This window comes from Klebsiella sp. EMBS2024 (genome assembly GCF_036233805.1).
GTDB lineage: Bacteria > Pseudomonadota > Gammaproteobacteria > Enterobacterales > Enterobacteriaceae > Klebsiella > Klebsiella pneumoniae.
In genome coordinates, this window is record NZ_JAZARW010000001.1 from 3956891 (window position 1) to 3973041 (window position 16151).

The 16151-nt window shown below is 56.9% G+C and carries 22 protein-coding genes; 13 read left to right on the plus strand and 9 right to left on the minus strand.

Features of this window, described 5'->3' with window-relative positions:
• The first annotated feature begins 213 nt into the window (after positions 1-213).
• Positions 214-1185 carry an octaprenyl diphosphate synthase gene (gene ispB / locus VZP09_RS18015; RefSeq protein ID WP_004144907.1) on the plus strand — a complete coding sequence of 324 codons (972 nt, stop codon included), beginning with the start codon at positions 214-216 and terminating at the stop codon, positions 1183-1185.
• 197 nt (positions 1186-1382) lie between these two features.
• Positions 1383-1655, plus strand: a complete 273-nt coding sequence (gene sfsB, locus VZP09_RS18020; protein WP_002918381.1) for a DNA-binding transcriptional regulator SfsB — start codon at positions 1383-1385, stop codon at positions 1653-1655.
• A 55-nt stretch (positions 1656-1710) separates the two neighbouring features.
• On the opposite strand, the gene murA is transcribed toward sfsB, so the two are convergent.
• The 7 genes from murA to mlaF form a co-directional block, all read right to left on the minus strand.
• Positions 1711-2970 (minus strand): UDP-N-acetylglucosamine 1-carboxyvinyltransferase, encoded by a 1260-nt coding sequence (gene murA, locus VZP09_RS18025; protein WP_002918382.1) that lies wholly within the window; start codon positions 2968-2970, stop codon positions 1711-1713.
• 53 nt (positions 2971-3023) lie between these two features.
• Positions 3024-3278 (minus strand): BolA family iron metabolism protein IbaG, encoded by a 255-nt coding sequence (gene ibaG, locus VZP09_RS18030; RefSeq protein ID WP_004144910.1) that lies wholly within the window; start codon positions 3276-3278, stop codon positions 3024-3026.
• A gap of 139 nt (positions 3279-3417) precedes the next feature.
• Positions 3418-3705 carry a lipid asymmetry maintenance protein MlaB gene (gene mlaB / locus VZP09_RS18035; protein WP_328795321.1) on the minus strand — a complete coding sequence of 96 codons (288 nt, stop codon included), beginning with the start codon at positions 3703-3705 and terminating at the stop codon, positions 3418-3420.
• Positions 3705-4340: a phospholipid-binding protein MlaC gene (gene mlaC / locus VZP09_RS18040; protein ID WP_002918386.1), complete on the minus strand. Its 636-nt coding sequence runs from the start codon at positions 4338-4340 to the stop codon at positions 3705-3707. The genes mlaB and mlaC overlap by 1 nt, the downstream gene beginning before the upstream one ends.
• Positions 4341-4358: 18 nt before the next feature.
• Positions 4359-4910 carry an outer membrane lipid asymmetry maintenance protein MlaD gene (gene mlaD / locus VZP09_RS18045; protein ID WP_002918387.1) on the minus strand — a complete coding sequence of 184 codons (552 nt, stop codon included), beginning with the start codon at positions 4908-4910 and terminating at the stop codon, positions 4359-4361.
• A gap of 4 nt (positions 4911-4914) precedes the next feature.
• On the minus strand, positions 4915-5697 hold the full coding sequence (mlaE, locus tag VZP09_RS18050) for a lipid asymmetry maintenance ABC transporter permease subunit MlaE (RefSeq protein ID WP_004150949.1): 783 nt from the start codon (positions 5695-5697) through the stop codon (positions 4915-4917).
• Positions 5698-5704: 7 nt separating this feature from the next.
• Complete coding sequence (mlaF, locus tag VZP09_RS18055; protein ID WP_004150950.1) at positions 5705-6517, minus strand: phospholipid ABC transporter ATP-binding protein MlaF; 813 nt, start codon at positions 6515-6517, stop codon at positions 5705-5707.
• A 209-nt stretch (positions 6518-6726) separates the two neighbouring features.
• Between mlaF and VZP09_RS18060 the strand changes: the two genes are divergently transcribed.
• From VZP09_RS18060 to npr, 11 genes are all read left to right on the plus strand, one after another.
• On the plus strand, positions 6727-7704 hold the full coding sequence (locus VZP09_RS18060) for a calcium/sodium antiporter (RefSeq protein ID WP_002918397.1): 978 nt from the start codon (positions 6727-6729) through the stop codon (positions 7702-7704).
• Positions 7701-8705, plus strand: coding sequence for an arabinose-5-phosphate isomerase KdsD (gene kdsD, locus VZP09_RS18065; protein ID WP_420515132.1), 1005 nt, complete (start codon positions 7701-7703; stop codon positions 8703-8705). Before VZP09_RS18060 ends, kdsD begins: the two co-directional genes overlap by 4 nt.
• A gap of 14 nt (positions 8706-8719) precedes the next feature.
• Complete coding sequence (gene kdsC / locus VZP09_RS18070; protein ID WP_002918405.1) at positions 8720-9286, plus strand: 3-deoxy-manno-octulosonate-8-phosphatase KdsC; 567 nt, start codon at positions 8720-8722, stop codon at positions 9284-9286.
• Positions 9283-9858: an LPS export ABC transporter periplasmic protein LptC gene (lptC, locus tag VZP09_RS18075; RefSeq protein WP_002918413.1), complete on the plus strand. Its 576-nt coding sequence runs from the start codon at positions 9283-9285 to the stop codon at positions 9856-9858. The genes kdsC and lptC overlap by 4 nt, the downstream gene beginning before the upstream one ends.
• Positions 9827-10372, plus strand: a complete 546-nt coding sequence (lptA, locus tag VZP09_RS18080) for a lipopolysaccharide ABC transporter substrate-binding protein LptA (protein WP_002918415.1) — start codon at positions 9827-9829, stop codon at positions 10370-10372. The genes lptC and lptA overlap by 32 nt, the downstream gene beginning before the upstream one ends.
• A gap of 6 nt (positions 10373-10378) precedes the next feature.
• On the plus strand, positions 10379-11104 hold the full coding sequence (gene lptB / locus VZP09_RS18085; protein WP_002918417.1) for an LPS export ABC transporter ATP-binding protein: 726 nt from the start codon (positions 10379-10381) through the stop codon (positions 11102-11104).
• A 47-nt stretch (positions 11105-11151) separates the two neighbouring features.
• Positions 11152-12585 carry an RNA polymerase factor sigma-54 gene (rpoN, locus tag VZP09_RS18090; protein WP_002918420.1) on the plus strand — a complete coding sequence of 478 codons (1434 nt, stop codon included), beginning with the start codon at positions 11152-11154 and terminating at the stop codon, positions 12583-12585.
• 22 nt (positions 12586-12607) lie between these two features.
• A complete protein-coding gene (gene hpf, locus VZP09_RS18095; RefSeq protein WP_002918423.1) occupies positions 12608-12895 on the plus strand; it encodes a ribosome hibernation promoting factor in 288 nt (95 codons plus the stop codon).
• Positions 12896-12965: 70 nt separating this feature from the next.
• Positions 12966-13454, plus strand: a complete 489-nt coding sequence (ptsN, locus tag VZP09_RS18100) for a PTS IIA-like nitrogen regulatory protein PtsN (protein ID WP_004144926.1) — start codon at positions 12966-12968, stop codon at positions 13452-13454.
• Positions 13455-13499: 45 nt separating this feature from the next.
• Positions 13500-14354 carry an RNase adapter RapZ gene (rapZ, locus tag VZP09_RS18105; protein WP_002918428.1) on the plus strand — a complete coding sequence of 285 codons (855 nt, stop codon included), beginning with the start codon at positions 13500-13502 and terminating at the stop codon, positions 14352-14354.
• Positions 14351-14623, plus strand: coding sequence for a PTS phosphocarrier protein NPr (gene npr, locus VZP09_RS18110; RefSeq protein WP_002918431.1), 273 nt, complete (start codon positions 14351-14353; stop codon positions 14621-14623). Before rapZ ends, npr begins: the two co-directional genes overlap by 4 nt.
• Before the next feature lie 63 nt (positions 14624-14686).
• On the opposite strand, the gene mtgA is transcribed toward npr, so the two are convergent.
• Both mtgA and elbB read right to left on the minus strand, forming a co-directional pair.
• Entirely contained in the window at positions 14687-15412 is a 726-nt protein-coding gene (gene mtgA, locus VZP09_RS18115; protein ID WP_004174135.1) for a monofunctional biosynthetic peptidoglycan transglycosylase, read from the minus strand.
• Positions 15409-16062, minus strand: a complete 654-nt coding sequence (gene elbB, locus VZP09_RS18120) for an isoprenoid biosynthesis glyoxalase ElbB (protein WP_328795322.1) — start codon at positions 16060-16062, stop codon at positions 15409-15411. Before elbB ends, mtgA begins: the two co-directional genes overlap by 4 nt.
• Positions 16063-16151 lie beyond the last annotated feature (89 nt).

Genomic DNA, 16151 nt, shown 5'->3' on the forward strand with positions numbered 1-16151 from the left:
ATAAATATTCACAATAGGGCGCGAATATTACGCAAAACGCGAGCCTTTGACAAGAGCGATTAGCGATCAATGCAGAAAAAAAACACAACTTTCACGACAACGTTTATCTACGGCAATTTTTCAGTACAATCATATCTTCTTTTAATTCTGTCTTAATCCTTCTGTGATCCCACCTGGATTCATGGTAACAGGACATTTGGCCCGGCTTTTGCGATGAATTTAGAAAAAATCAATGAGTTAACCGCGCAAGATATGGCGGGTGTCAATGCGACGATTCTTGAGCAACTCAACTCCGATGTTCAGCTTATCAATCAGTTAGGCTATTACATCGTCAGCGGCGGCGGCAAACGCATTCGCCCGATGATTGCTGTGCTCGCCGCACGCGCGGTGGGCTATCAGGGGAGCGCGCATGTCACCATTGCCGCGCTGATTGAATTTATTCATACCGCCACCCTGCTGCATGACGACGTCGTCGATGAGTCTGATATGCGTCGCGGCAAAGCCACGGCCAATGCGGCGTTTGGCAATGCCGCCAGCGTGCTGGTCGGCGATTTTATCTATACCCGCGCCTTTCAGATGATGACCCAGCTGGGCTCGCTGAAGATCCTTGAGGTCATGTCGGAAGCGGTGAACGTCATTGCCGAAGGCGAAGTGCTGCAGCTGATGAACGTCAATGACCCGGATATCACCGAAGAGAACTACATGCGCGTTATCTACAGCAAGACGGCGCGCCTGTTTGAAGCTGCCTCGCAGTGTGCGGGACTGCTGGCCGACTGCACTGCGGAAGAAGAACGCGCGTTGCAGGATTATGGCCGCTATCTCGGCACCGCTTTCCAGCTAATCGACGATTTACTCGATTATAGCTCTGACGGCGAGCGGCTCGGTAAAAACGTCGGTGACGACCTGAACGAAGGTAAACCCACGCTACCGCTGCTGCACGCCATGCACCATGGCACACCCGATCAATCAGCGATGATCCGCGGTGCGATCGAGCAAGGCAACGGCCGCCATCTACTGGATGCTGTGCTGGAAACGATGGCGACCTGCGGTTCGCTGGAATGGACGCAGAAGCGTGCCGAAGAAGAAGCTGACAAAGCCATTGCCGCGCTGCAGATCCTCCCGGACACGCCCTGGCGCGAAGCCTTGATTGGGCTGGCGCATATTGCAGTCCAGCGCGATCATTAATCCCCCCTCCTTTCCCGCGCGACGCGCGGGAAAGTTCCAGTAAAATGCCATTTCTCTCCCTAAACTTCCGAATATCTTGATAGATTCTGAATATTCCGGCGCTTTAACAGAACTTGTTAGAACCCTACATAGTACGCGGGTATAGTGTCTCTATCGCCCATGTGGGACGATCTGGACCTTTAACACCAGGAGAATTTATGGATAAGTTCATCGACTGGCATCCCGCAGATATTGTTGCGGGATTACGTAAACGGGGAACATCGCTGGCGGCAGAGTCGCGACGGCACGGACTAAGTTCTTCAACGCTGGCGAACGCCCTGACCCGCCCCTGGCCGAAAGGCGAATTGATTATCGCCACAGCGCTGGAAACGCAGCCGTGGGTCATCTGGCCGTCACGCTACCACGACCCGGTGACTCATGAGTTTATCGACAGAACGCAGATGATGCGTCAGAAGAAGATCGACAAGTGATGTGATTGCTCGACAGCGCCCCGGAACAACGTCCCGGGGCGCTGTCAGGACGCGGTTACTCGCCCTTCACGCGTTGAATATTGGCGCCCAGCGCCTGCAGTTTATCTTCGATACGCTCATAGCCGCGATCGATATGATAGATGCGATCGACGATGGTGGTCCCTTCAGCGATACAGCCGGCCAGCACCAGGCTCGCCGACGCGCGCAAATCGGTCGCCATCACCTGCGCGCCAGAAAGCTGCTTCACGCCGTGACAGATAGCGGTATTGCTCTCGATCTCCGCGTGCGCGCCCATACGGATCAGCTCCGGAATGTGCATGAAGCGGTTTTCAAAGATCGTTTCGGTGATCACGCCGGTCCCTTCCGCTACCAGGTTAAGCAGCGTGAACTGGGCCTGCATATCGGTCGGGAAGCCCGGGTGCGGCGCGGTACGCACGTTGACCGCTTTCGGACGGTTGCCGTGCATATCGAGGCTGATCCAGTCTTCGCCCGTTTCGATGTCAGCCCCGGCGTCGCGCAGCTTCGCCAGTACGGCATCCAGGGTATCCGGCTGCGCGTTACGGCAGAGGATCTTGCCGCCGGAAATCGCCGCGGCCACCAGGAAAGTCCCGGTTTCAATACGGTCAGGCAGCACACGGTAGACGCCGCCGCCCAGGCGCTGCACGCCTTCGATGGTAATGCGATCGCTACCCTGGCCTGTGATTTTTGCGCCCAGCGCGTTCAGGAAGTTGGCGGTATCGACAATCTCCGGCTCGCGAGCGGCGTTTTCAATAATCGTCGTTCCCTCCGCAAGCGTCGCTGCGCTCATGATGGTTACGGTGGCGCCGACGCTCACCTTATCCATCACAATATGCGCGCCTTTCAGGCGACCGCTGACCGAGGCTTTGACATAACCTTCTTCCAGTTTGATCTCGGCGCCCAGCTGCTCCAGACCGCTAATATGCAGATCGACCGGACGCGCGCCGATAGCGCAGCCGCCAGGCAGAGAAACTTGCCCCTGACCGAAACGTGCCACCAACGGGCCCAGCGCCCAGATAGAGGCGCGCATGGTTTTCACCAGATCGTACGGAGCACAGAATACATCGACCGGGCCGGCGTCAATCCATACCGAACCATTGCGCTCGACCTTCGCGCCCAGCTGGCTCAGCAGCTTCATGGTGGTATCGATGTCTTTCAGCTTAGGTACGTTTTGGATCTCTACCGGCTCTTCGGCAAGCAGCGCGGAAAAGAGGATTGGCAGGGCGGCGTTTTTTGCCCCGGAGATGGTGACTTCACCCTGAAGGCGAGTCGGCCCCTGAACACGGAATTTATCCATTGATTCTGTTCTCTATTAAAAATTCACATACGCTGCAGGGGATCCCCCACAGCTTAGAAGCCATTGAGTTTGCGGTCTCGCGCCCACTCCTGCGGAGTAAAGGCCTTGATCGACAGCGCATGGATGCGGTTGTCGGCAATATATTCCATCAGCGGCGCGTAGACGCTCTGCTGCTTTTTCACCCGACTCATGCCATCGAACATCTCACCCACAGCAATAACCTGAAAGTGGCTGCCATCGCCAGAGACGTGGACTTCCTGGAGGGGGAGTGCGTTCATCAGCACGGTCTGAATTTCATGATTTTCCATGGGCTCAAATTTATCTGATAGTGAAAACAGCCCAACATCTTAGAGGAAAGTGGCGCGGTCTTAAACAAGCAAAAAGCCCCGGCGAAAAGATTGCCAGGGCTTTCGGAATAGCTTCAGTGCTAAGGCACTGAAAAGATTATCAGATCAGATCGGCAGGCAGGTTGTAAAGACCGATCAGCGTTTGCAGGTTTTCGCTCTTGCCGACCAGCTGCGCTTCCCGGCCCTGACGGCGAATCAGCGCCATAAAATGCACTAACAGCGCCAGGCCCGCGGTGTCCACGCGCGTGGTCTGACTGAGATCGATGATCGCCGTTCCCGCCGTCGCCTGGGCGCGCGCCTCCCAGAGCGGGACCAGCAGATCCTGATCCAGCTCCCCGTGCAGCGCCAGCGTCTCGCCCTCGCNAGTCCAGCTCAGCTGCCCGCTCATTATTTTTTCTGTTCCAGGGTGATCGGCTGCGCAGAGATCGCTTTCAGCTGCGCGGTCAGGCCATCAACGCCCTTGGTGCGCAGCAGATCGCTCCACTCATTCTGTTTGGTGGTGATCATGCTCACCCCTTCCGCGATCATATCGTAGGCCTGCCAGTTGCCGGTCTGGGTATTTTTACGCCACTGGAAGTCAAGACGTACCGGCGGACGACCGTTCGGGTCGATGATAGTGACGCGGATCGGAACGATGGTTGCGCTGCCCAGCGGCTGCTCCGGAGCAATCTGGTAAGTCTGCCCATGGTACATCGCCAGCGCCTGACCGTAGGCCTGCTTCAGGTATTCACGGAAGGCGGCAAAATAGGCCTCACGCTGCGCAGGGGTCGCTTCTTTGTAATAGCGGCCCAGCACCAGCGCGCCGGCATATTTCACCTGTACATACGGCAATAACTCCTGGTCGACGATGTCGCGCAGATAGTTAGGATTAGCTTTAATCTTCGGCTGTTCATTCTTCAGGCGATCGAAGGTTTTCTGCGCCGCTTCATTCATCAGCTTATACGGATTGGACTGATCTGCGGCCTGGACGGCGGTCAGCGGGGCAATCACCAGCATGGCGACCATGAGTAAGCGTTTAAACATATCGTATTTCTCCTGAAATTAATGCGTCGTGCCGGCTGCCGGCGTCGCGTCAGTATGACCTTCTGCCTCGGCCTTATCATTGCCAGAATTCTGATTGTCGCCGCCCTTACTGTTATAAAGGAACTGACCAATCAGATCTTCCAGCACCATGGCGGACTTGGTGTCCTGGATAGTGCCGCCGTCTTTAAGGATAGTCGTCCCGAGGTCCGGGTCTTCAAAACCGACGTTCAGCGCCAGGTACTGCTCGCCCAGCAGGCCAGAGGTGCGGATCGCCAACGAACTGGTATCCGGGATATGGTTGTAGCGCTCATCGATATCGAGCTCCACGCGTGGCAGATAGGTTTTCGGATCGAGCGTAATGTCCGCTACCCGCCCCACTACCACGCCGCCGATGCGCACCGGCGAGCGCGCCTTCAGGCCGCCGATGTTATCGAAAGTCGCATAAAGGCGATAAGTCGGCTCGGTGCGTAGCGAGGTGACGTTCGCCGCCTTCAGGCAGACAAACAGCGCCGCCAGCAGCGCCACCAGTAAGAACACCCCTACCCAGATTTCAGTTTTTTTCGTTTGCATGAACTCAATTCCCAAACATCAGCGCAGTCAGCACAAAATCCAGCCCCAGAACCGCCAGCGACGCATGCACCACGGTACGCGTTGTCGCCCGGCTAATCCCGGCGGAAGTGGGGATAGCGTCATAACCATTAAATAACGCAATCCAGGTTACCGTAATAGCGAACACCAGACTCTTAATCAGGCAGTTCACCAGATCCATTCGCCAGTCGACGGCATTTTGCATCGCGGTCCAGAAAAAACCACCGTCAATGCCTTTCCAGCTCACCCCCACCAGCGCACCGCCCCAGATCCCTACCGCGACGAAGATAATCGTCAGCAGCGGCAGCGAAATGACACCGGCCCAGAAGCGTGGGGAAATGACGCGACGCAGCGGATCCACCGCCATCATCTCCATACTGGAGAGCTGTTCCGTGGCCCGCATCAGGCCAATCTCGGCGGTCAGCGCCGACCCGGCGCGGCCGGCAAACAGCAGCGCGGCGACCACCGGCCCCAGCTCACGCAGCAGCGACAGCGCCACCAGCATGCCAAGACTGGTCTCTGCGCTGTAGGTGGTTAACACTAGATACCCCTGCAGCCCGAGCACCATACCGATAAACAAGCCCGATACAATGATAATCAGCATCGACAGGACGCCGACGTTATAGAGTTGACGAACCAGCAGCGGCGCGTGCTTGCGAAACTCTGGTTTGCCGACAACGGCGTTGAAAAGCATTAATCCGGCGCGTCCAAACGTCGCGGTGGTTTTAATACCGCGATGACCTAGCGCGGCCAGCGCATTAAACAGCATGAGTCGCTCAACTCCCTATGCCTAATAAATCATGGTGATAGTCGCCAGCAGGATAACGGAACGGCACCGGACCGTCGGCAATACCATCAATGAACTGACGAACCCGAGGATCGGTATTCTCCCGTAGCGACTGGGCGCTACCGTGGGCGACAATCTTTTTATCCGCCACGATATACGCGTAGTCCGCGATGCTAAGCACCTCGGGCACATCGTGCGAAACCACGATGCAAGTGACACCCAGCGTGCTGTTGAGTTCAGAAATCAGCTTCACCAGCACGCCCATAGTGATGGGATCCTGCCCGACGAACGGTTCGTCGAACATAATCAGATCCGGCTCCAGGGCAATGGCTCTCGCCAGGGCGGCGCGGCGCGCCATCCCACCGGAAAGCTCAGAAGGCATTAACTTCGCCGCACCGCGTAGCCCCACCGCTTCCAGCTTCATCATCACCGTCGTATGCAGCAGCGCAGGCGGCAAATGCGTATGTTCGCGCAGCGGATAGGCAACGTTGTCAAAGACATTGAGATCGGTGAACAGCGCGCCGGACTGGAACAGCATGCTCATCCGCTTACGCACCGTATAAAGACGCGAACGCGTCATCTGCGGCACGTTCTCGCCATCAAACAGGATCTCTCCCCTGTCCGGCGGGATCTGGCCGCCGATCAGGCGTAACAGGGTAGTCTTGCCGATCCCCGAAGGTCCCATGATCGCAGTAATTTTACCGCGTGGCACCGACAGCGAGATGTCGTCGAAGATCACACGATCGCCGCGTGAAAAGCGGATACCGCGCACTTCAACTAAATTCGCCTGAGTTTGGCTCATAAAATCATCCTTACTAAACACCTGACGGGCAAGCATGGCCCTTTCTTGCGCCACAATCACAACATTTTTACAGAATCTTACCTGCACAGGTTAGCGAAAGCTGGCATTTGTTTTACTTTTGGCACACATAAAGTCAAAATTAAGAATTCGTTACGCTGCGTAGGGATAACCCAGCGAGGCGACGATTATACCTGAAGAAAGGACTTTAGATGCTCTTAGCGACGGCTCTGTTAATTATTGGTTTATTGCTGGTTGTCTACAGTGCCGATCGTCTGGTCTATGCCGCCTCCATCCTGTGTCGTATGTTGGGGATCCCGCCGCTGATCATCGGCATGACAGTGGTCAGTATCGGCACCAGCCTGCCTGAGATCATGGTCGCCACCGCGGCCTCGCTGCACGGGCAGACCGATCTGGCGGTCGGCACCGCGCTCGGATCTAATATCACCAATATCTTATTGATCCTCGGTCTCGCCGCCTTACTCAGGCCATTTACCGTGCATTCTGATATTCTGCGCCGCGAATTACCGCTAATGTTGCTGGTCAGCGTGCTGGCGGGACTGGTGCTCTACGATGGACAACTGACCCGTCTCGACGGGCTATTTTTACTGGCGTTAGCGCTTCTGTGGCTGCTGTTCACCATCAAAATCGCTCGCCTGGCGGAGCGCCAGGGAAGCGATAGCCTGACCCGCGAACAGCTGGCGGAGCTGCCACGCGAAGGGTCGCTGCCGGTCGCCCTGCTCTGGTTAGGGGTAGCGATGATCGTCATGCCGATGGCGACCCGCATGGTGGTGGATAACAGTACAGTGCTGGCAAACTATTTCGCCATCAGCGAACTGACCGTCGGCCTGACGGTGGTGGCGATAGGCACCAGCCTGCCGGAGCTGGCCACCGCCATCGCCGGGGCGCGGAAAGGGGAAGATGATATTGCCATCGGCAATATCATCGGCGCCAATATCCTTAATATCGCACTGGTGCTGGGTTTACCGGCGCTGATCGCGCCGGGGAGCTTTGCGACCGAAGCCTTCACTCGCGATTATGGCGTGATGCTGCTGGTCAGCCTGATCTTCGCAGTGCTGTGCTGGCGCCGTCAGCAGCAGCCGGGACGACTGGTTGGCGCGCTGCTGGTCGGCGGCTTTGTGGTTTGGTTGGCGATGCTGTTTTGGACAGCACCGCTCTTCGTTGAATGATTCGGGATAACATCATGCCGCAAATAGATTTGCCCACGGATTTTGACTTTCAACAGGCAGGCCGTCAGGTGCTGGAAATTGAACGTGAAGGTCTGGCCCAGCTCGATCAATACATAAATGAAGACTTTACCCATGCCTGCGAAACGATTTTCCGCTGCGGCGGGAAAGTCGTGGTGATGGGGATGGGCAAATCCGGCCACATCGGCCGCAAAATGGCGGCAACCTTCGCCAGTACCGGCACCTCGGCATTTTTTGTCCACCCCGGCGAAGCGGCGCACGGTGATTTAGGTATGGTCACGCCGCAGGATGTGGTAATTGCGCTGTCGAACTCCGGCGAATCGAATGAAATCCTCGCGCTGATCCCGGTCCTCAAGCGCCAGCAGGTGAAGCTTATCTGTATCACCAGCCGGCCGGAGAGCAGCATGGCGCGCGCGGCGGATATCCATCTGTGCGTGAAAGTGCCGAAGGAGGCCTGCCCGTTAGGACTGGCGCCCACGTCGAGCACCACCGCCGCGCTGGTGATGGGTGATGCCCTCGCCGTCGCCCTGCTGGAAGCCCGCGGCTTTACCGCTGAGGATTTCGCCCTGTCGCATCCGGGCGGCGCACTCGGTCGTAAGCTGTTGCTGCGGGTCAATGATATTATGCATACCGGTGATGAAATCCCGCACATCGGCCTGCAGGCGACCCTGCGCGATGCGCTGCTGGAAATCACGCGTAAAAATTTAGGCATGACCGCTATCTGCGATGACGATATGAACATCATCGGTATTTTTACCGACGGTGACCTGCGCCGGGTCTTCGATACCGGCGTTGATATGCGCGATGCCAGCATTGCCGACGTCATGACCCGGGGAGGTATCCGCATCCGCCCCGGCACTCTGGCGGTGGATGCGTTAAACCTGATGCAATCCCGTCATATCACCTGCGTGCTGGTTGCCGATGGCGACCATCTGCTGGGTGTGGTACATATGCACGATCTGCTGCGCGCGGGCGTAGTGTAAGTAAGGAAAAAATAATGAATAATGCTGATGCTCAGTTAGCGACCTGCTACGGGCCGGTAAGCCAGGCGTTTGTCGATCGCGCGGCGAAGATCCGTCTACTGATCCTTGATGTCGACGGTGTATTATCCGACGGGCTTATCTATATGGGTAATCACGGCGAGGAGCTGAAAGCGTTTAACGTCCGCGATGGCTATGGTATCCGCTGCGCGCTGACCTCGGGTATTGAAGTGGCGATTATTACCGGGCGAAAAGCTAAACTGGTAGAAGATCGCTGTCAGACGCTGGGCATCACGCATTTGTACCAGGGGCAGTCGGACAAGCTGCTGGCGTTCCGCGATCTGACGGACAAACTGCACGTGCGGCCGGAAGAAGTCGCCTACATCGGCGACGATCTGATTGACTGGCCGGTGATGGCCGAAGTGGGCCTTAGCGTCGCCGTCGCCGATGCGCATCCGCTGCTGCTACCGCGGGCGAATTATGTCACGCGAATTAACGGCGGACGCGGCGCGGTACGCGAAGTCTGCGATTTGTTACTATTGGCGCAGGGCAAGTTGGATGAGGCCAAAGGGCAATCAATATGAGTAAAACCAGACGTTGGGTTATCATTTTACTGTCGCTGCTCGCGCTGATCCTTATCGGCCTGAATCTGGCGAATACGGACGACACGGCCCAGCCGGAGGTCAATCCTAACGACCCTACGTATAAAAGCGAACATACCGACACCGTGGTATACAGTCCGGAAGGCGCCCTGAGCTATCGGCTGATTGCCGAGCACGTGGAATATTTTTCCGATCAGGAGGTCTCCTGGTTTACCAAACCGGTGATGACCACCTTTGATACTAACAAGGTGCCTACCTGGTCGGTCAGAGCAGACAAAGCGAAGCTGACGAATGACCGGATGCTCTATCTTTACGGGCACGTTGAGGTGAATGCGCTCGCGCCAGATTCTCAACTGCGCAAAATTACGACGGATAACGCCCAGATAAATCTGGTAACGCAGGACGTTACCTCCGATGACATGGTGACGTTATACGGCACCACATTTAATTCCAGCGGCCTGAAAATGCGTGGAAACCTTCGCAGCAAAAATGCCGAGCTGATTGAAAAGGTGAGAACCTCTTATGAAATTCAGAACAAACAAACTCAGCCTTAAGATTGCGCTCGCCGGCGCGTTACTGGCCGCCAGCCTGCCGGCCCTCGCCAAGACGGGCGATACCGATCAGCCGATCCATATCGAATCCGATCAGCAGTCGCTGGACATGCAGGGCAATGTCGTCACCTTCACCGGTAACGTGGTCGTGACCCAGGGGACGATCAAGATTAACGCTGATAAAGTGGTGGTCACCCGTCCGGGCAACGAGAAAGGCAAAGAGGTGATCGAAGGTTTCGGTAACCCGGCTACTTTCTATCAGATGCAGGATAACGGCAAGCCGGTAAAAGGCCGGGCGTCGAAAATGCGCTACGAGCTGCAGAACGATTACGTCGTGCTGACGGGCAACGCTTATCTGGAACAGCTCGACAGCAACATCAAGGGCGACAAGATCACCTATCTGGTGAAAGAGCAAAAAATGCAGGCCTTCAGCGATAAAGGTCGACGCGTCACCACCGTTCTGGTGCCGTCCGAGCTGCAGGATAAAAGCGGCAACCAGCAAAAGAAGAGTAACTAATCCGTTATGGCAACCTTAACTGCGAAGAATCTCGCTAAAGCGTATAAAGGCCGCCGCGTGGTGGAAGATGTCAGTCTCACCGTTAACTCGGGCGAGATTGTCGGCTTGCTCGGCCCGAACGGCGCCGGTAAAACGACCACCTTCTACATGGTGGTCGGGATTGTGCCCCGCGACGCAGGCAATATCATCATCGATGACGAAGACATCAGCCTGCTGCCGCTGCACGCGCGCGCGCGACGGGGCATCGGCTACCTGCCGCAGGAAGCGTCGATTTTCCGTCGCCTCAGCGTCTATGACAACCTGATGGCGGTCCTGCAGATCCGTGACGATCTAACCAGCGAGCAACGGGAAGATCGCGCTAAAGAGCTGATGGAAGAGTTTCATATTGAGCACCTGCGCGACAGCCTCGGTCAGGCGCTCTCCGGTGGTGAACGCCGCCGCGTCGAAATCGCCCGCGCGCTGGCGGCGAATCCGAAATTTATTCTTCTGGATGAACCCTTTGCCGGCGTGGATCCGATCTCCGTTATCGATATTAAACGCATCATTGAGCACCTGCGCGACAGCGGTCTCGGCGTTCTGATTACCGACCATAACGTCCGTGAGACCCTCGCGGTCTGCGAACGCGCGTATATTGTCAGTCAGGGACACCTTATCGCTCATGGTACACCGCAGCAGATCCTCGAAGATGAGCAGGTTAAGCGCGTGTATCTTGGGGAAGACTTCAGACTCTGATAGGGTAGAGGTTACAGACGTTTTAGCCGGAGATATTTACCCTGAACATGAAGCAAGGTTTGCAATTAAGGCTTAGCCAACAGCTTGCCATGACGCCGCAGCTGCAGCAGGCGATTCGTTTGCTGCAGTTGTCCACGTTAGAACTCCAGCAAGAGCTCCAGCAAGCGCTGGAAAGTAACCCGTTGCTTGAGCAAACCGATCTTCACGACGAGGTAGAGGCAAAAGAGGTGGAGGACCGCGAGTCCCTCGATACCGTCGATGCGCTTGAGCAAAAAGAGATGCCCGACGAACTGCCTCTCGATGCCAGCTGGGATGAAATCTATACCGCTGGCACGCCGTCGGGTAACGGCGTCGACTATCAGGACGACGAGCTTCCCGTCTATCAAGGCGAGACCACCCAGACGCTGCAGGACTATCTGATGTGGCAGGTTGAGCTGACGCCTTTCACCGACACCGACCGCGCTATTGCCACCTCTATCGTCGACGCCGTCGACGATACGGGCTACCTCACGATTCAGATTGAAGATATTGTCGACAGCATCGGCGATGACGAGATCGGCCTGGAGGAGGTGGAAGCGGTCCTCAAGCGAATCCAGCGTTTTGATCCGGTTGGCGTCGCAGCGAAAGATCTGCGCGACTGCCTGCTGATCCAGCTGTCGCAATTTGCTAAAGAGACGCCGTGGCTGGAAGAGGCCCGGCTGATTATCAGCGACCATCTTGATCTGCTGGCCAACCATGATTTCCGCACTCTAATGCGAGTCACCCGCCTGAAAGAAGAGGTGCTTAAAGAGGCGGTCAACCTGATCCAGTCCCTGGATCCTCGCCCTGGCCAGTCCATTCAGACCAGCGAACCGGAATATGTCATCCCGGATGTGCTGGTGCGCAAGGTGAGCGGCCGCTGGACCGTCGAGCTCAACGCCGACAGCATTCCACGGTTGAAAATAAATCAGCAGTATGCGGCAATGGGCAACAGCGCCCGCAATGACGCCGACGGCCAGTTCATTCGCAGCAATCTGCAGGAAGCCCGCTGGCTGATTAAAAGTCTGGAAAGCCGCAACGATACCCTGCTGCGCGTCAGCCGCTGCATCGTAGAGCAGCAGCAGGCTTTTTTCGAACAGGGTGAAGAGTATATGAAGCCGATGGTGCTGGCCGATATCGCCCAGGCCGTCGAGATGCATGAATCGACGATTTCCCGTGTCACCACGCAAAAATATCTGCACAGTCCGCGCGGTATTTTTGAACTGAAGTATTTCTTCTCCAGCCATGTGAATACCGAAGGCGGAGGCGAAGCCTCGTCGACGGCGATTCGCGCGCTGGTGAAGAAGCTCATCGCCGCGGAAAACCCCGCGAAGCCGTTGAGCGACAGTAAGCTCACCTCCATGCTGTCCGAGCAGGGTATTATGGTGGCGCGCCGCACTGTCGCGAAGTACAGAGAGTCTTTATCCATCCCGCCGTCAAACCAGCGTAAACAACTGGTCTGACATAACCGATAAGGAAGACACTATGCAGCTCAACATTACAGGACACAACGTCGAAATTACGCCTGCGATGCGCGAATTCGTTACGGCGAAGTTCAGCAAGCTGGAGCAATTTTTCGACCGGATCAATCAGGTCTATATTGTGTTAAAAGTAGAGAAAGTGACGCAAATTGCGGACGCGAATCTGCATGTCAACGGTGGCGAAATCCATGCCAGTGCGGAAGGGCAGGATATGTATGCGGCTGTCGATGGTCTTATCGACAAGCTGGCAAGACAGTTAACGAAGCACAAAGATAAACTAAAACAACACTAATTGTCCGGGCCCCCTTGCGCCCGCCGCTGGATATCATCGGCGACGGGCGCGGGGGCGCTCAGGTGAAATTATGATGAACAACGATTCGGCTCTACAACTGAGCAACGTCCTGAACCAGGAATGTACCCGTAGCCAGGTGCACTGCCAGAGCAAGAAGCGTGCTCTGGAAATCATCAGCGAACTGGCCGCCAAACAGTTAAGTTTGCCGCCGCAGGTGGTGTTCGAAGCGATCCTCACCCGCGAAAAAATGGGCAGTACCGGGATCGGCAATGGTATCGCCATTCCCCACGGAAAACTGGAAGAGGATACGCTGCGTGCTGTCGGCGTTTTTGTCCAGCTGGAAACCCCCATCGCCTTCGACGCGATCGACAATCAACCTGTCGACCTGCTGTTCGCGCTGCTGGTGCCGGCCGACCAGACAAAAACTCACCTGCATACGCTCTCCCTGGTGGCCAAACGGCTGGCGGACAAAGCGATTTGTCGTCGCCTGCGCGCGGCGCAGAGCGATGAAGAGTTGTATGAGATCATCACCGAAGCAGGAAGCAGCGATGACGCATAACGGCAGTCGCACCTTATCCTTTATCGTACTGAGGAGAAACGGTACATGGTACTGATGATCGTCAGCGGCCGCTCGGGCTCGGGGAAATCCGTCGCTCTGCGAGCGCTGGAAGATATGGGCTTTTACTGCGTGGATAACCTGCCGGTCGTGCTGCTGCCCGACCTGGCGCGGTCGCTGGCTGACCGTAATATCTCCGCGGCCGTCAGCATCGACGTGCGTAACATGCCGGAATCCCCGGAGATATTCGAGCAGGCGATGCAGAATCTGCCGGAATGTTTTTCTCCGCAGCTGCTGTTCCTTGATGCCGACCGCAATACCCTGATCCGCCGGTACAGCGACACCCGTCGTCTGCACCCGCTGTCNAGCAAGAATCTGTCGCTGGAAAGCGCCATCGACGAAGAGAGCGATCTGCTGGAGCCCCTGCGCTCCCGCGCCGATCTGATCGTCGATACGTCGGAAATGTCGGTGCATGAGCTGGCCGAGATGCTGCGTACCCGACTGCTGGGTAAACGCGAGCGTGAACTGACGATGGTCTTCGAATCCTTCGGCTTCAAGCACGGTATTCCGATCGATGCCGATTACGTCTTTGACGTGCGCTTTCTGCCCAACCCGCACTGGGATCCGAAACTGCGTCCAATGACCGGTCTGGATAAACCAGTGGCCGCCTTCCTCGATCGGCACACTGAAGTGCACAACTTTATTTATCAGACCCGAAGCTATCTTGAGCTATGGTTACCGATGCTGGAGACCAACAATCGCAGCTATCTGACGGTGGCCATTGGCTGTACCGGCGGTAAACATCGTTCGGTTTATATTGCTGAACAACTGGCTGACTACTTCCGCTCGCGCGGCAAGAACGTGCAGTCTCGTCATCGGACGCTGGAAAAACGTAAATCATGACCGTAAAGCAGACCGTTGAAATCACCAATAAGCTGGGCATGCACGCCCGCCCGGCGATGAAGCTGTTCGAACTGATGCAGAATTTCGATGCCGAAGTACTGCTGCGCAACGATGAAGGCACGGAGGCGGAAGCCAACAGCGTGATTGCCCTGCTGATGCTGGACTCGGCGAAAGGGCGACAGATAGAGGTGGAGGCCAGCGGTCCGCAGGAAGTTGAAGCCCTCGCCGCGGTGATTGCCCTGTTTAACGCTGGCTTTGACGAAGACTAAACGTGACGCTTCCCGGCGGCGGACGACTGGCGATTGTACCAGCCCCGGCGCCGGAGTAACCCGCTAATAGAGCTTATGCTCGCGCATGAACCCTTCCCCGCCCAGCTGTCGCATCTGGCGTAAGATCCAGGCCTGACGACTGCGCACATAGCCTGACGGCGCGTCAGCGCGATAGCGGATCGGGTTCGGCAGCACCGCGGCCAGCAGAGCCGCTTCCCCCGGCGTCAGCTGACTGGCGGGTTTATGAAAATAGCGCTGGGCGGCCGCTTCCACACCAAATATCCCATCGCCGAACTCGGCAATATTCAGGTAGACGGTCAGGATCCGCTTTTTACTCCACACGGTTTCGATCCCGACAGTCAGCCCGGCTTCCAGCCCCTTACGCAGCCAGCTGCGGCCATCCCATAAAAACAGGTTTTTCGCCGTCTGCTGCGACAGCGTTGACGCGCCGCGGATGCGGGTCTCGTGACGTTCATTGTGCGCCAGCGCTTTCTCAATCGCCGACACGTCGAACCCCCAGTGTTCCGGGAACTTCTGATCTTCGGCGGCAATCACCGCCAGCCCCATCCATGGGGAGATCTTATCCATGGCAACCCAGTCGGAATGCGCCAGATAATGGAAATCGCCGGACAGCCAGGCGCTCACCTGCCGCTCAAGCATCACCGCCGAAAACGGCACCGGCAGCACGCTAAACAGCGCGATCCCCCCGCCCCAGAAAACGGCGGCGATCAGCAGCAGACGCAATGCCAGACGTTTTAATAGCGCAAGGGGCGCAACGCGGAGCCTCATGCGCTCAGCGCCAGCACGCGGGCCACCAGCTTCTCAATTCCGGTGGCGGCTTGCGCAATGTCCTCCGCCAGCATATACGCCGGAGTGGTGACCACTTTGTTGTCTTCATCCACCACGATGTCGTCGACCGGGCAAGGCACGTGCTCTGCCCCCATCTCTTCCACCACATCGGCGGTATCAAGATCGGTCCCAATGGTCATCCGCAGCGGAAACGCAAAGATCTTCGGCAGCATCGCCNGGGCAATGCACATAAAGCCCAGCGGCTTGCCGGCCTGATGCATCGCCAGCGCCAGGGCCCGCAGATCGGGATCCACCTGGCATTCGCTGCCCTCGGCGGCGAAGCTGCTTAGATTTTTCGCCGCGCCGAAGCCGCCAGGGACGATCAGCGCGTCCAGCGTCTCCGCACGCGCCTGCGCCAGCGGCAGGATGTCGCCGCGGGCGATACGCGCTGCTTCCACCAGCACATTGCGCTGCTCTGGCATCGCCTCCCCGGTTAGATGGTTGATGACATCGCGCTGCGGTTTATCGGGCGCAAAGCACACTGCCTGCGCGCCGTTGCGCGCGATCGCCAGCAGGGTAATCACCGCCTCATGGATTTCACTGCCGTCGTACACGCCGCAGCCGCCCAGTACCACACCAATTTTTTTCATCGCTTTCGCTCCTCCATGCAACTCGCTGAAACCAGTCAAAAATGTCGATTAACTCGCTATGCTTCACATATTTTACTGATTCATGTAAC